This is a genomic window from Streptomyces sp. NPDC058632 (assembly GCF_042717095.1).
Classification (GTDB): domain Bacteria; phylum Actinomycetota; class Actinomycetes; order Streptomycetales; family Streptomycetaceae; genus Streptomyces.
Map to the genome: position 1 here is coordinate 62280 of NZ_JBHXQZ010000008.1, position 14800 is coordinate 77079.

Below are 14800 nucleotides of genomic sequence, written 5' to 3' on the forward strand. Positions count from 1 at the left end.
GGGCCGCGGCCCGGCTCGCCCTGATGGTCTTGCCCGTCGCGTTCTTCGCCGTCTTCTTCGCCCACCCCGTCGCCGCGATCGTCGCACGCGGCCTGAGGGCCGACGGGGTCTGGCAGCTCGGGCGGATCGGGGAGGTGCTGGCGCAGTCCGACGTCCGGCAGGTGCTGTGGTTCACCACCTGGCAGGCGCTGGTCTCCACCGCCCTCACCCTCCTGATCGCCCTGCCCGGCGCGTATGTCTTCGCCCGCTTCGACTTCCCCGGCAAGCAGCTGCTGCGGGCCGTGGTCACCGTCCCGTTCGTGCTGCCGACGGTCGTCGTCGGTACGGCGTTCATGGCGCTCGTGGGGCGCGGCGGGCTTCTCGACGAGCTGTGGGGTCTGCGGCTGGACACCACCGTGTGGGCGATCCTGCTCGCGCACGTCTTCTTCAACTACGCCGTCGTCGTACGGACCGTCGGCGGGCTGTGGGGACAGCTCGACCCGCGGCAGGAGGAGGCCGCGCGGATGCTCGGCGCCTCCCGGCTCACGGCCTGGCGGACCGTCACACTGCCCGCGCTGGCCCCCGCCGTGGCAGCCGCCGCGCTGATGGTCTTCCTGTTCACCTTCACCTCGTTCGGTGTGGTGCAGATCCTCGGCGGACCCACCTTCGCCACCCTCGAAGTGGAGATCTACCGGCAGACGTCGGAGATCTTCGACCTGTCCACCGCCGCCGTCCTGACGATGATCCAGTTCGTCGCGGTGGGCGCGATCCTCGCCCTGCACGCCTGGACCGTACGGCGGCGGGAGACCGCGCTGCGGCTGGTGGACGCCTCCCGGACCGCGCGCCGGCCGAGCGGCACCGGGCAGTGGGCGCTGCTCGCCGGGGTCGTCGCCACCGTCGCCGTGCTGCTGCTCCTGCCGCTCGCGGTACTGGTGGAACGGTCCTTCGGCGACGTCGGCCTCGGCCACTACCGGGCACTGACCCACGACGACGGGGGCGTGTTCCTGGTCGCGCCGATCGAGGCGGTCGGCAACTCCCTGCGCTACGCGGTCGCAGCCACCGCCATCGCCGTGGTGATCGGGACCCTGGCGTCCGTCGCGCTCACCCGGCGCGACGCGGGACGGCTGGTGCGGGGCTTCGACGCCCTGCTGATGCTGCCGCTGGGAGTGTCCGCGGTGACCGTGGGCTTCGGGTTCCTGATCGCCCTCGACGAGCCGCCGCTGGACCTGCGCTCCTCCTGGCTCCTGGTGCCCCTCGCGCAGGCACTGGTCGGTGTCCCCTTCGTCGTGCGGACCATGCTGCCCGTGCTGCGGGCCGTCGACATGCGGCTGCGGGAGGCGGCGGCGGTGCTCGGGGCGTCGCCGTGGCGGGTGTGGCGGGAGGTGGACCTGCCGATGGTACGGCGGGCCGTGCTCGTCGCGGCGGGGTTCGCCTTCGCCGTGTCGCTGGGGGAGTTCGGGGCGACGGTGTTCATCGCGCGCCCGGACAACCCGACGCTGCCGGTGGCCGTGGCACGGCTGCTGGGCCGGCCGGGGGAGCTCAACTACGGACAGGCGATGGCCCTGTCGACGATTCTGATGATCGTGTGCGCGGTGGCGCTGCTGCTCCTCGAGCGGCTGCGGACCGACCGGTCCGGGGAGTTCTAGATGCTGCTGAGCCTCGAGGGTGCCACCGTCCGCTTCGGCGGGCGGGCGGTGCTTGCCACCGTGGATCTCCAGGTCGCCGAACACGAGATCGTCTGCGTGCTCGGGCCGAGCGGCAGCGGCAAGTCCACGCTGCTGCGGGCGGTGGCCGGGCTGCAGCCCCTCGACGCGGGGCGGATCTCGCTCGCCGGGCGCGACCAGGCGGGCGTGCCCGCACACCGGCGCGGGGTCGGGCTGATGTTCCAGGACCACCAGCTGTTCCCGCAGCGGGACGTGGGCGGCAACGTGGCCTTCGGGCTGCGGATGCGCGGCGCGTCTCGCGCCGAACAGACCCGTCGGGTAAGGGAGCTGCTGGACCTCGTCGGGCTGCCCGGGGCGGCCCGGCGGGCGGTGGCGGCCCTGTCCGGCGGCGAGCAGCAACGTGTGGCGCTCGCCCGCGCGCTGGCGCCCAGCCCGCGGCTGCTGATGCTCGACGAGCCGCTCGGTCAGCTCGACCGATCGCTGAGGGAACGGCTCGTCGTCGAACTCCGGGAGCTGTTCGGGCGGCTGGGCACCACCGTGCTCGCCGTGACGCACGACCAGGGCGAGGCGTTCGCCCTGGCCGACCGGGTCGTGGTGATGCGGGACGGGCGGATCGCCCAGTCCGGTACACCGCTCGAGGTGTGGCAGCGCCCGGCCGACGCGTTCGTGGCCCGCTTCCTCGGCTTCGAGAACGTGGCCGAGGCGACGATCGCCGCGGACGTCGCGGTGACGCCCTGGGGCAGGATCCCGGTGCCGGCGAACGCCCCGCAGGGCACCCGCACCCTGCTGGTCCGGCCCGCCGGCGTCCGTCTGGTCCCGGTCGGGGCGGGCCTGCGCTGCACCGTGGCCGCGCGTACCTTCCGCGGCACCCATGTCGCCGTCCGCCTCCAGCCCGAGGACGCGCCCGTTCTCGAGGCTGCCTGTGCGCTGCGGGCGGCACCGGAGGTCGGGGACGAGACCGGGGTGGAGTTCGACACGGACGAAATCGTCGTGCTCGGACAAGAGGCCCTGCCAGGGGTGAGCGGCATGACACCCCGAAACGGTCGCCGGAACAGCTTGCCCTGGTGAGGTGAACCGCCGGGAGGGACGAGGGCCCGCGCACAGCGATGGCCCGCCCCCACCGGGACGGGCCATCACGTCATGTCCTCGAGGCGTCAGCTGTCGCTGTTCGCCCCGCGACGGCGCATGCCGAAGAAGACCGCACCGCCACCGACGGCGACCAGGGCCGCCGCGATACCGGCGATCAGGCCGGTGTTGGAGTCGGCGCCGGTCTCGGCGAGGTTCGACTCACCGACGGCGGGCGACGGAGCGTTGTCCGAGGTCTCCGCCGGGGCGGTGGTCCCGGGCTCCGACTCCGACGGAGCCGGCGTACCGGGCTCGTCCTCGTCCCCGGGCGGGGTCGAGGCGGAGTCCGACGGCGTCGGAGCGGGCTCCGACGGAGCCGGGGGCTCCTCCTCTTCCTTGCAGGCCGTGGCCGGGGTGGTCAGGTTCGGCTTGATGTCCTCGTCCACGTAGGGCTCGGCCTTGACGTGGATGCGGTACTCGGCGTTGGGCTGCCAGTCCTCCTCGAAGGTGATGGTCACACCCTCGCGGGAACCCTTGACGACCTGCTCGCCGATCTTCTTCTCGTCGGCACCGTTGTTCTCCAGGAACACGGTGACGGTCGCGGGAACACCCGCCGGGTCGACGTCGGTGACGGTGATGACACCCTTGTCACCGACGCACTTCGCCTCGGCCGAGAACTCGTTGATGTTGCACGCGGCCGCGCTGCCGGCGAGGCCGATGGTGAGTGCGGCCGACGCGGAGACGACACCGAGGGTACGTACGGTGCGCGCGACGTTACGGCGCGAGGCCGTACGGCGTGATACGGACAGAACTGTCACGTTTGTCCTTACGGGATACGCAAATGCGGGGGGTTGAGGGGGCACTGATGGAGCATCAGCGCTCCCATGAGGCTCCCAGGTCTATAAGCGCCGCATAAGTAGTGTCAACGCATATGCCGATAGCAGGCCATCGTTTTACTCATTCGTTAACTCCCAAGGCGTTTCAACGCCTTGGGAGTCTCCTCGGTGGGCCCCCGCCCCCGGCCGCAGGTCTCCCCTCAGCCCTTCAGTGCGGACGGATCCATCCACACGACCTCCCAGGTGTGGCCGTCCAGGTCGTCGAAGGCGCGGCCGTACATGAAGCCCTCGTCCTGGGTCTCGAGGCTGACCGACCCGCCCGCCGCGAGGGCCCTCTCGACCAGCTCGTCGACCTTCTCGCGGCTCTCGGAGCTCAGGGCCAGCAGCACCTCGCTGGTCTTCGTGGAGTCGGCGATCTCCTTCTTCGTGAACTCCGCGTAGCGCTGCTTGGTGTGCAGCATCGCGACGACGGCCTCGCCGATCACGACGGAGGCGGTGCTCTCGTCGCTGAACTGTTCGTCGATCTCGTAGCCGAGCGCCGTGAAGAACTTCTTCGAGGCGTCGAGGTCGTCGGTGGCCAGGTTCACGAAGATCATCTGCTGTGTCATGGTGGTGCCTCTCCCGTGGGGTTCGTCGGTTCCGTCCCGGTTCCGGGGGGTACCGCGTCGTTCGAGAGGGTGGACCGGGGGCGGGTACGGAACTCATCGCCCTGCGGAGAATCTCTTCGGATTCCGGTGGCGTGTGGTGCGCGGTCTCAGAGGGCCAGGGGCAGGGTCGAGAGTTCGGCCACGATCACGGTCAGCGGGCCGAACAGGGCGAGGAGCGCGCCGGCCCTGAGGGCCGCGGCCCGGCGCGGTGTCGAGGGGGGAGCCCCGAGGCGCAGCAGCGCGGCCGTGGTACCGGCGTGCGCCTGCTTGGCCTCGACGGCCGCCGTGAGCAGCGTCGCCACGGTGCAGCCGGTCACCAGCAGTGCCCCGAGCAGGGTGAGCGGGCCGGCCGACGGGCCGTCGGCGTAGTGCAGCGAGCCCATGGCGTACGCGCCCGACAGCACGGCGCAGACCACACCCAGCGGGCGGCCGATCCTGGTGGCCTCCGCCATGAGGACCCTTCCGGCCAGCAGCCGCAGGGCACCCGGGCGGACCGACTGGAGCAGCCGGCCGCACAGGTGGGTGAGACCGGGACCGGCCAGCGCGAGGCCGACGGCGGCCAGCACCAGACCGGCCGGCGCGCCGGGCCGGTCGCCGGGCGCGGTGCCGGTGCGGCCCGCGTAGGCCTCCACGGCCAGCCCCATGGCCAGCACCGCGATGCCCCAGGGCAGACCGGACGGTGCCGTGCCGGCGCCGGGCGACGGCCCCGCGGCGACCGGCGCGGGGCTGCCCTCCGCGCCCTGCGGCCGTCCGGAATCCCTCCCCGGAAGATCCGCCCGCACCCGATCCTGCTGTGCCTGTGCCTGTGCCTGTGCCTGTGCCTGTGCCTGTGCCTCTGCCTGTGCCTGCTCCGGCGCCGCCCGCCGGCCTGCGGCCGGCCTGCGGCCGTGGGCCGCCGGCTCCAGGTGTGCGCCGAAGCGTCCGTACGCGCCGAACGTCTCCCGCGCCGTGGTGGCACGGTATGCGCCGAAGCGGCCGTACACCGTCCGCTCCTTACGGGACGGGCCCGCCGCCCGCTCGCGCGGACGCAGCGCCGTCGCCACCGCCACCGAGGCGCTCACCGGCACCAGCGTCAGCAGCGTCAGGGCCGCCGGGAGCGGCAGCGGCCGACCGGCGGCCAGGAAGTCGGTGCCGGTGCCGTCGAAGGGCATGCCGGTGAGGTCGCCGCGCAGGTGGAGGAAGACGAGCAGGGCGATCATCGACCCCAGCGTGCAGGCCAGGGCCGTGGTCGTCGCGGAGACCGCCATCAGCCGTGCCGGGCCGAGGCCGAGCGCCGAGAGCCCGGACCGGGGCCGGGTCCCCGGGTCGGTGCGGGCCACCGCGACCGCGAAGTACACCGTGGCCGCCAGCGGGGCCGCGCACCAGGCCAGCCGGAGCAGCGAGGCGGACGGCGTGCCCGCGTGGCCGATCGCGTGGCCGAGGGCGCACAGCAGCAGAAAGCCCGTACCCGCCGAGGCCGCCGTGACCAGGAGACGGCGCAGCTGGACGGCCGGACGGGCACCCCGGGTCAGACGGAGAGCGAGCACGCCGCCCGGCCCTCCGTCTCGGCGGTCCCGGAGACCGGAGGCAGATGTACGGTGCGCACCCGGCGCCCGTCGAGCAGCGACACCGTGCGGTCGGCGAGGGCGGCGGTGTCCGCGTCGGCGGTGGCGAGGAGCACCGTGATGCCGTGCGAACGGGCCGCCGTGGTGAGCGTGCGCAGGACGTGCCGCCGGTCGGCGCGGTGCAGCGGGGCGGTCGGCTCGTCGGCGAACAGCACCGAGGGGGCCGGGGCGAGGGCGCGGGCGATGCAGACCCGCTGCCGCTCCGCGTGCACCAGCTCCGCCGGCCGCTTGCGGGCCTTGTCGCCGATGTCGAGGCGCTCCAGCCACTCCAGGGCCGTCGCCCTGGCCCGGCGGCGGGCGGTGCCGCGCAGCATCAGGGGGAGGGCGGTGTTCTCCCAGACGTTCAGCTCGGGGACGAGCACCGGTGCCGGGTCGATCCAGCCGAAGCGCTCCCGGCGCAGCCGCTCGCGGGCGGCCGGGCGCATGGTGTGCACGGGCACGCTGTTGAACCAGACCTCGCCGTCCGCCACGGGGGCCAGTCCGGACAGGCATCGCAGCAGGGTCGTCTTGCCGCTGCCGCGCGGGCCGCCGACGGCGAGGATCTCGCCCTCCCCGACGCCGAGCGAGACCCCGCTCAGCCCGGGTGAGCCGTCGTCGTGCCGGAAGTGCAGGGCGCGTGCCCACAGCACGTCGTTGTCCGGTGGGGCCACCATGGCGTACACCTCGGTTCGGATCAGAAATGCCGTGCGAGATTCGTGAATCCCCCATGCGGGGGAACGAAAGCAGAGCCGATCGGTCACTGGGCACGCTAGGCAGCGCACGGCGGGACGCCGGACAGCACGCGGCCCCGGACCGCCGTTTCTCACTCGAACGGGCGGCACCGGGGCCGTATGCGATCATTCCAACCGAAGATCACAGCGGAAGATCACGGCTGAAGGGCGCAGTGCGGGGTCACAGCTTCGTCCATGCCTCCGACAGGGTGGCGCGCAGGATCTGCTCGATCTCGTCGAAGGTCTCCTGGTCGGAGATCAGCGGCGGGGCGAGCTGGACGACCGGGTCGCCGCGGTCGTCGGCACGGCAGTACAGGCCGTTCTCGTACAGCTTCTTGGACAGGAAGCCGTACAGGACGCGCTCGGTCTCCGCGTCGTCGAAGGACTCCTTGGTGTGCTTGTCCTTGACCAGTTCGATGCCGTAGAAGAAGCCGTTGCCGCGGATGTCGCCGACGATCGGCAGGTCGTACAGCTTCTCCAGCGTCGCGCGGAAGGCACCCTCGTGGTCCAGCACGTGCCGGTTGAGCCCCTCGCGCTCGAAGAGGTCGAGGTTGGCGACGCCCACCGCGGCCGAGACGGGGTGGCCGCCGAAGGTGTAGCCGTGCAGGAAGACGTTGTCACCCCGGTAGAACGGCTCGGCGAGCCGGTCGGAGACGATGCACGCGCCGATGGGGGAGTAGCCGGACGTCATGCCCTTGGCGCAGGTGATCATGTCCGGGACGTAGCCGAACTTGTCGCACGCGAACGTCGTGCCCAGACGGCCGAAGGCGCAGATGACCTCGTCGGAGACGAGCAGCACGTCGTACTGGTCGCAGATCTCGCGGACCCGCTGGAAGTAGCCGGGCGGCGGCGGGAAGCAGCCGCCCGCGTTCTGCACCGGTTCCAGGAAGACCGCGGCGACCGTGTCCGGGCCCTCGAAGAGGATCTGCTGCTCGATCTGGTCGGCGGCCCAGCGGCCGAACGCCTCCGGGTCGTCGCCGTGGATCGGGGCGCGGTAGATGTTGGTGTTCGGCACCTTGTGGGCGCCCGGCACCAGGGGTTCGAACGGGGCCTTCAGGGCCGGCAGGCCGGTGATCGACAGGGCCCCCTGCGGGGTGCCGTGATAGGCCACCGCGCGGGAGACGACCTTGTACTTGGTCGGCTTGCCGGTCAGCTTGAAGTACTGCTTGGCGAGCTTCCAGGCGGTCTCCACCGCCTCGCCGCCGCCGGTCGTGAAGAAGACCTTGTTCAGGTCGCCCGGCGCCTCGTGGGCCAGCCGCTCCGCCAGTTCCACGGCCTTGGGGTGGGCGTAGGACCACACCGGGAAGAACGACAGTTCCTGCGCCTGCTTGAAGGCGGTCTCGGCGAGCTCGACCCTGCCGTGCCCCGCCTGGACGACGAACAGCCCGGCGAGACCGTCGAGGTACCGCTTGCCCCTGTCGTCGTAGATGTGGGTCCCCTCGCCGCGGACGATGGTGGGCACGGGGGAGTTCTCGTACGAGGACATGCGGGTGAAGTGCATCCACAGGTGGTCGTACGCGGTCCGGCTGAGGTCCTTGGGGCTGTCGGTGCTCACGATTATCGGGTTCCCCACATATAGGTCTGCTTCTTGAGCTTGAGGTAGACGAAACTCTCGGTGGAGCGCACGCCGGGCACGGCCCGGATGCGTCGGCTGATGACCTCCAGAAGGTGGTCGTCGTCCTCGCAGACGATCTCGACCATGAGGTCGAAGGAACCCGCGGTCATCACCACGTACTCGCACTCGTCCATGGCGCTCAGCGCGTCGGCCACGGACTCCACGTCACCCTCGACATTGACGCCGACCATCGCCTGCCGGCGGAAGCCCACCGTGAGCGGGTCCGTGACGGCGACGATCTGCATCACGCCCTGGTCGAGCAGCTTCTGGACGCGTTGGCGCACGGCCGCCTCCGACAGGCCGACGGCCTTGCCGATGGCGGCGTAGGGCCTGCGGCCGTCCTCCTGGAGCTGCTCGATGATGGCGAGGGAGACGGCGTCCAGGTGGGGACCGCCGCCGTTTCCGGACTCGCGGGAGTCCCTGGGTTCTGCGCTTCGACTGGCCACACGGTCACTGTGCACGACGTCTCGATCGTTCCGCAAGGCACATTCGATGAAATCCGTTGTCGCAAGGGTTAATCTTTGCGGATTTCGCAGACTCGACGTGGGTGGGGGTATTGGATGCGTCAGGGGTCCGTCTAGGGTGGGTGTCTCAGAGGTTGGACACCTCCGACACCCACGAGGAACACCGGGAGGACCTGCAGTGAGCACCGAGCTGCGACGTCTGCGCAACTACATCGGCGGCGAGTTCCGTGACGCCGCCGACGGACGGACCACCGAGGTGGTCAACCCCGTGACCGGCGAGGCGTACGCGACCGCGCCGCTGTCCGGACAGGCCGATGTGGACGCCGCGATGGCCGCCGCCGCCGCGGCCTTCCCCGGCTGGCGCGACACCACGCCGGCCGAGCGGCAGAAGGCCCTGCTGAAGGTCGCGGACGCCATCGAGGAGCGCGCCGAGGAACTCGTCGCGGCCGAGGTGGAGAACACGGGCAAGCCCATCGGGCTGACCCGCACCGAGGAGATCCCGCCGATGGTCGACCAGGTCCGCTTCTTCGCGGGCGCGGCGCGGATGCTGGAGGGCCGCTCGGCCGGTGAGTACATGGAGGGCCTGACCTCCATCGTGCGCCGTGAGCCGGTCGGCGTCTGCGCCCAGGTCGCCCCCTGGAACTACCCGATGATGATGGCCGTGTGGAAGTTCGCCCCGGCGATCGCGGCGGGCAACACGGTCGTCCTCAAGCCCTCGGACACCACCCCGGCCTCCACCGTCCTGCTCGCCGAGATCCTCGGCTCGGTCCTGCCGACGGGCGTCTTCAACGTCGTCTGCGGCGACCGCGACACCGGCCGCATGATGGTCGAGCACGAGACACCGGCGATGGCGTCCATCACCGGTTCGGTGCGGGCCGGCATGCAGGTCGCCGAGTCCGCGTCCAAGGACCTCAAGCGCGTCCACCTGGAGCTGGGTGGCAAGGCGCCGGTCGTCGTCTTCGAGGACACCGACATCGCCAAGGCCGTGGAGGACATCTCCGTCGCGGGCTTCTTCAACGCCGGCCAGGACTGTACGGCGGCCACGCGCGTCCTCGTCCACGAGTCGATCCACGACGAGTTCGTCACCGCGCTGGCCAAGGCCGCCGCCGACACGAAGACGGGCGCCCCCGACGACGAGGACGTCCTCTTCGGCCCGCTCAACAACGCCGGTCAGCTGGCCCAGGTCCAGGGCTTCGTCGACCGGCTGCCCGCGCACGCGCGCGTGGAGGCCGGCGGGCGGCGCGTCGGCGACAAGGGCTACTTCTTCGCGCCGACCGTCGTCTCGGGCCTGAATCAGGACGACGAGATCATCCAGAAGGAGGTCTTCGGCCCGGTCATCACCGTCCAGAGCTTCACCGACGAGGACCAGGCCGTCACGTACGCCAACGGCGTCGAGTACGCGCTGGCCTCCTCGGTGTGGACCAAGGACCACTCCCGCGCGATGCGCATGTCCAAGAAACTCGACTTCGGCTGCGTGTGGATCAACACCCACATCCCGCTGGTCGCGGAGATGCCGCACGGCGGCTTCAAGAAGTCCGGCTACGGCAAGGACCTGTCCGCGTACGGCTTCGACGACTACACGCGCATCAAGCACGTGATGACGTCGCTCGACGCGTAAGCGCTCCGCCGAGGAGGCGGACGTCCTGGGCGCCGTCCGGGTCCGGGTCGTCCGCAGTCCGCAGTCCGCAGTCCGCGGGCCGTCTGCGGTCGGTCGCGCAGTTTCCCGCGCCCCTTCGGGGGCGCGGCCTACTTTTGAACACGTTCAACTCCGGGCGTACCCTGCCGTCATGAGCGACAGAGCCGCCCTGCTCAAGGGCGCTCGCGCCTGGTTGGTCCTCTTCGTCGTCTGCCTGGTGCTCAGCGGCGCCACGGCCTTCCCCCTGGTGCACGAACCGCGCTGGGCCGAGGAGGTGCTCCGCTCCCTGGGGACACCGGAGCACCTTCCCGCTCTCATGGAGTGGATCGAACAGGTCCGGGACGGGCTCGACGCCGCCGACGCCGAGTATCCGTTCCTCCTCTACGGCACCGACTGGCTGGCCTTCGCCCACCTGGTCGTCGCCGTCGCCTTCTACGGCCCCTACCGCGACCCGGTCCGCAGCATCTGGGTCATCGAGTTCGGCATGATCGCCTGCGCCGGCGTCGTCCCGCTCGCCCTCGTCTGCGGCCCGGTCCGCGGCATCCCGTTCTGGTGGAGCGTCATCGACATGGCGTTCGGGGTGTTCGGCGTGATCCCGCTGTACGCCGTGCGCAAGAAGGCCAAGCGGCTGGAGGCGCTCACGCCGTACGCCGTACCGACCGCCGCGGTGCCGGCGTGATCCGCCGGGCGGGCCCCTCCGGCCCTACCGGGCGGTGGTGCGCAGGGCGCACAGGACGTCGATGCGGTTGGTGGTGATCGAGTCGACGCCCAGCGCCAGCAGGCGGCGCATGGAGCGGCGGGTGTCCGGGGTCCACACGGAGAGCAGACAGCCGTCCGCGTGGACCCGGTCGGCGAGGGCCCGGTCGACCAGGCCGAAGCGGTAGTTCAGCCAGCGCGGCCGGACCGCCTCCAGGACACCGGCGCGCGGCGGGGCCGACGAGGAGACGGTGAGGGCGATCTCGGCGGACGGGTCCGCCGCGCGCACGGCGAGCATCGTGGCGGCGCCCGCGCAGTAGTAGACGCGGTCCCGGGCGCCGTGCTCCCGTACGGCGTCCACGATCCGGCGCACCGCCCGGGGGCCCGGATCGCCCGGCAGGTCCAGCATGACCCTGGCGCCCTCGGTCGCCGACAGCGCGTCCGGCAGCGTGGGCACACCGCCGTCGGTCAGGCCGCGCACCTCCTCCCAGGACAGTGACCGCAGCGGGCGGTCGTGCTCCCAGAGCCGCTTCAGCGTCTCGTCGTGCAGCAGGACCGGTACGCCGTCCCGGGTGAGGCGTACGTCGAACTCGACCGCGTCCGCGCCCTTGTGGAGCGCGGAACACAGCGAGGCGAGCGTGTTCTCGCGGACGTGGTACGGGTCGCCGCGGTGGGCCACGGCGGTCACGTGGTGCATGGCGGTCCTTCGCGGGTTCGGCTCACGGGACGGCTGGTTCACGGTGGTGGAGGACGGTTTCACCGCAGCGGTCGGGAGGAGAGCCAGGACGTGGTGTACGCGTCGATCTCGGCGGCCAGCCGTGCCTTGCCCGGCTCGTCCAGGAACGAGGCCTCCACCGCGTTCTTCGCCAGTGCCGCCAGACCCCGTTCGTCGAGGCCCAGCAGCCGTGCGGCGATCGCGTACTCGGTGTTCAGGTCGGTGCCGAACATCGGCGGGTCGTCGGAGTTGACGGTGACCAGCACACCGGCGCGGACGAACTCCTTGATCGGGTGCTCGTCGAGGCTGGTGACCGCGCGGGTGGCGATGTTGGAGGTGGGGCACACCTCCAGCGCGATGCGCCGCTCGGCGAGATGCGCGAGCAGTTCGGGGTCCTGTGCGGCGCTGGTGCCGTGCCCGATCCGCTCCGCGCGCAGGTCGACCAGGGCGTCCCACACCGTCCCGGGGCCGGTGGTCTCACCGGCGTGCGGCACCGAGCGCAGGCCCGCGGCGATGGCCCGGTCGAAGTACGGCTTGAACTGCGGCCGGGGCACCCCGATCTCGGGTCCGCCCAGCCCGAAGGAGACCAGGCCCTCCGGGCGCAGCCGGTCGTCGGTGGCGAGCCGCGTGGTCTCCTCGGCGGACTCCAGGCCGGCCTCGCCGGGGATGTCGAAGCACCAGCGCAGCACGGTCCCGAACTCCGACTCGGCCGCCTTGCGGGCGTCCTCTATCGCCTCCATGAACGCCCGCTCGTCGATCCCGCGACGGGTCGACGAGAACGGGGTGATCGTCAGCTCGGCGTACCGCACCTGCTGCCGGGCCAGCTCACGCGCCACCTCGTAGGTGAGCAGCCGGACGTCCTCCGGCGTGCGGATCAGGTCGACGACGGACAGGTACACGTCGATGAAGTGGGCGAAGTCCGTGAAGGTGAAGTAACCGGCGAGCGCCTCGGGGTCGACGGGGACCCGGGAGTCGGGGTGGCGCGCGGCCAGCTCCGAGACGATGCGGGGGGAGGCGGAACCGATGTGGTGCACGTGCAGTTCGGCCTTGGGCAGTCCGGCGATGAAGTCGTGCGGGCCGCTGCCCGCCGCCTCGGCGGACGCGGCGAGACGTTCGGTCATGGTCCCTCCCAAAAACGGCGTCCCCGGCCGGGGTGCGGCTGTGGCGGGACGCGGGTGATCGGCTGATCGGTGGATCGGGGGTCATCGTAGGCCGGGCGCGCACGAGGCGGTGCCGGGCCGTACCATGACGGGACGTTCGACGGAGGGGGTCCAGCGCATGTCCGACGACGCGCAGGCGCCGGAAGCGCGGGGGAACCCGGCGGGCGGCACTCCGCCCCGGGACCCGCATGCTCATGACGACGTCTGGGCGGCGCCGGCCGACAGCGGGGCCGCGCAGGCCCAGCCGCCCCAGAGCCCACCGCGGGAGGTGGCGCCGCCCGAGCTGACCCAGGTGGACCTCGGCAGCCACGGCGCGTCCGGACCGTCGGGCTCCGCCGGAGTCACCGACCCGTTCGCCCTCCCGGAGTTCGACCCGCCGGCTCCCGCCCCGGGAACACCCGGCGCGACCGGCGCACCCCCGGCCTCCGGCACCCCGTCCGCTCCCTCGACGCCCTCCGTGCACGACCAGCGGACGGTCACGTCCTTCCCCGCGGCGGGTGCCCCGACCGCACCTTCGGCCACGCCGCCCGCCCAGCCCTGGGCGGGCCCCGCCGGTCCTTCCACCCCGTCCGCTCCCGCACCGCCCGCGCCCGCCGGCCCCGGGGCGGCGGCCTCCAACCCCTTCGCGCCCCCGGCCACCGAGCCGGTCCCGCCGCCGCCCATCGCCCCCGGCGGTCCCGGCCAGGTGCCGTACGGCTACCCGGGCGGGAACGGGTACCAGGGCGGGTACGCCCACCCGGCCGCACAGCCGCCCGACCACGCCGGTGCTCCCGTCCACGGCGGCATGCCCGACCAGGGCTACTACGGCTGGACCGGCATGCCACCGCAGCCGGCCAACGGCATGGGTGTCACCGGACTCGTGCTCGGGATCATCTCGGCCTGCGTCTTCTGCCTCTGGCCGCTGGCCATCGGGCTCGGCGTCCTCGCCGTGATCTTCAGCGCCCTCGGCCGGGGCAAGGCGGCCCGGGGCGAGGCCACGAACCCGGGCCACGCCCTGGCCGGCCTCATCTGCGGCGGGGCCGGCATCGTGCTGGGCGGCGGCTTCGGTGTCCTCGTCGCCCTGCTCTGAGCGCTTCCGGCACCGCGTCGGAGGACCTTGCCCCACGGTGCTGTGACGCGCCGTCCACATACTGGTCCGGACGGTGTGGTGTCCGCCGGGCCGCCCGGACGGCACCGGCCGCACCAGGGCGAACGCCGCGTGCCGCACCACGGGTCACCCGGCCCCGCTCTCCCGGAGATGTGCGCGGGCCCGCATCAGGGCGAAGCCCAGGAGGTTCGGGCCGCGCCACCGGGCGGGGTCCGACGCCCTCTCGTCGCCGGCCGGGAGACCGATGCCCCAGACGCGGTCCCTGGGGCTCGCCTCGACCAGGACGCGGTCGCCCGTGTCCAGCAGGAAGGCGCGCAGGTCCGCGTGGGCCGCGAACTTGTGCGTGCTGCCCTCGACGACGACACGGAACCGCTCGCGCCGCCAGGTCGCCTCGTCGAAGCCCCGGACGAGCCGGCCCTCCTTCTTCGCGTCGGCGGGGTGCTGTGCGGTCAGGATCTTCCGTTCCGCCTCCGGGTCGGCGAATATCCGGGCCTTGGCCGCCATCATCCAGTGCTCGGCGGTCGCGTAGGTCACGCCGTCCACCGTGAACGGCGACGGCCACCACTGGCTCAGGCAACCCGCCCCGATCCGGCCGTCGGGCAGCGGCCGGTGCCCCCAGAAGTGCAGGTACTCGATCCGCTCCCCGACCGCCAGTGCCTCGATCAGGGCCTCGCGGGAATCGATCGCCCCCGCTCCCGCCGCAGCCCCGGGCTCGGCTCCGGCTCCCGCCGTCCCCGTCTTCGTTTCCGTGTTTCTCCCCATGCGCGTGAGTTTCGCAGTCGGCACCGGCAATCGGCCTGCCTTTTCCGCGACAGCCAGGGGTCCGTCGACAGATTTCGTTGCGTAACCAAATGGAAACAACGGAATCACTTGTTGGTGTCGTATGGCTCTGTCAGGATCGGCACTCAAATCGAGCCGGCGC

General features: G+C 72.1%; 13 protein-coding genes and 1 pseudogene. 5 read left to right on the plus strand and 9 right to left on the minus strand.

Features of this window, described 5'->3' with window-relative positions; genetic code table 11:
* The first annotated feature begins 23 nt into the window (after positions 1–23).
* Both ACFWVE_RS05450 and ACFWVE_RS05455 read left to right on the plus strand, forming a co-directional pair.
* Positions 24–1625: an ABC transporter permease gene (locus tag ACFWVE_RS05450; RefSeq protein ID WP_384008523.1), complete on the plus strand. Its 1602-nt coding sequence runs from the start codon at positions 24–26 to the stop codon at positions 1623–1625.
* Positions 1626–2711, plus strand: coding sequence for an ABC transporter ATP-binding protein (locus ACFWVE_RS05455; RefSeq protein WP_384008455.1), 1086 nt, complete (start codon positions 1626–1628; stop codon positions 2709–2711). It begins immediately after the preceding gene.
* A gap of 86 nt (positions 2712–2797) precedes the next feature.
* On the opposite strand, the gene ACFWVE_RS05460 is transcribed toward ACFWVE_RS05455, so the two are convergent.
* The 6 genes from ACFWVE_RS05460 to ACFWVE_RS05485 form a co-directional block, all read right to left on the minus strand.
* Positions 2798–3526, minus strand: coding sequence for an LAETG motif-containing sortase-dependent surface protein (locus tag ACFWVE_RS05460; RefSeq protein ID WP_384008457.1), 729 nt, complete (start codon positions 3524–3526; stop codon positions 2798–2800).
* A 218-nt stretch (positions 3527–3744) separates the two neighbouring features.
* Positions 3745–4152 (minus strand): VOC family protein, encoded by a 408-nt coding sequence (locus ACFWVE_RS05465; RefSeq protein WP_384008459.1) that lies wholly within the window; start codon positions 4150–4152, stop codon positions 3745–3747.
* Between the two features lie 146 nt (positions 4153–4298).
* Entirely contained in the window at positions 4299–5717 is a 1419-nt protein-coding gene (locus ACFWVE_RS05470) for a hypothetical protein (protein WP_384008461.1), read from the minus strand.
* On the minus strand, positions 5699–6448 hold the full coding sequence (locus tag ACFWVE_RS05475; protein ID WP_384008463.1) for an ABC transporter ATP-binding protein: 750 nt from the start codon (positions 6446–6448) through the stop codon (positions 5699–5701). Before ACFWVE_RS05475 ends, ACFWVE_RS05470 begins: the two co-directional genes overlap by 19 nt.
* 238 nt (positions 6449–6686) lie before the next feature.
* Positions 6687–8060 (minus strand): aspartate aminotransferase family protein, encoded by a 1374-nt coding sequence (locus ACFWVE_RS05480; protein WP_384008465.1) that lies wholly within the window; start codon positions 8058–8060, stop codon positions 6687–6689.
* Positions 8061–8062: 2 nt separating this feature from the next.
* Entirely contained in the window at positions 8063–8581 is a 519-nt protein-coding gene (locus ACFWVE_RS05485; protein ID WP_384008467.1) for an Lrp/AsnC family transcriptional regulator, read from the minus strand.
* Positions 8582–8762: 181 nt separating this feature from the next.
* Between ACFWVE_RS05485 and ACFWVE_RS05490 the strand changes: the two genes are divergently transcribed.
* On the plus strand, positions 8763–10202 hold the full coding sequence (locus ACFWVE_RS05490; RefSeq protein ID WP_384008469.1) for a gamma-aminobutyraldehyde dehydrogenase: 1440 nt from the start codon (positions 8763–8765) through the stop codon (positions 10200–10202).
* A gap of 169 nt (positions 10203–10371) precedes the next feature.
* Complete coding sequence (locus tag ACFWVE_RS05495; RefSeq protein WP_384008471.1) at positions 10372–10899, plus strand: hypothetical protein; 528 nt, start codon at positions 10372–10374, stop codon at positions 10897–10899.
* Between the two features lie 24 nt (positions 10900–10923).
* On the opposite strand, the gene ACFWVE_RS05500 is transcribed toward ACFWVE_RS05495, so the two are convergent.
* Both ACFWVE_RS05500 and ACFWVE_RS05505 read right to left on the minus strand, forming a co-directional pair.
* On the minus strand, positions 10924–11613 hold the full coding sequence (locus ACFWVE_RS05500; RefSeq protein WP_384008473.1) for a glycerophosphodiester phosphodiesterase: 690 nt from the start codon (positions 11611–11613) through the stop codon (positions 10924–10926).
* Between the two features lie 59 nt (positions 11614–11672).
* Positions 11673–12811: pseudogene (locus ACFWVE_RS05505) on the minus strand (adenosine deaminase).
* 98 nt (positions 12812–12909) lie between these two features.
* On the opposite strand from ACFWVE_RS05505, the gene ACFWVE_RS05510 reads away from it, so the two are divergent.
* The gene (locus tag ACFWVE_RS05510) at positions 12910–13860 is read left to right on the plus strand and encodes a hypothetical protein (protein WP_384008527.1); all 951 of its coding nucleotides are present in this window, start codon (positions 12910–12912) and stop codon (positions 13858–13860) included.
* A 144-nt stretch (positions 13861–14004) separates the two neighbouring features.
* Here the strand turns inward: ACFWVE_RS05510 and ACFWVE_RS05515 are convergent, their stop codons facing one another.
* Positions 14005–14640, minus strand: a complete 636-nt coding sequence (locus ACFWVE_RS05515; protein ID WP_384008475.1) for an NADAR family protein — start codon at positions 14638–14640, stop codon at positions 14005–14007.
* Between the last annotated feature and the right edge of the window lie 160 nt (positions 14641–14800).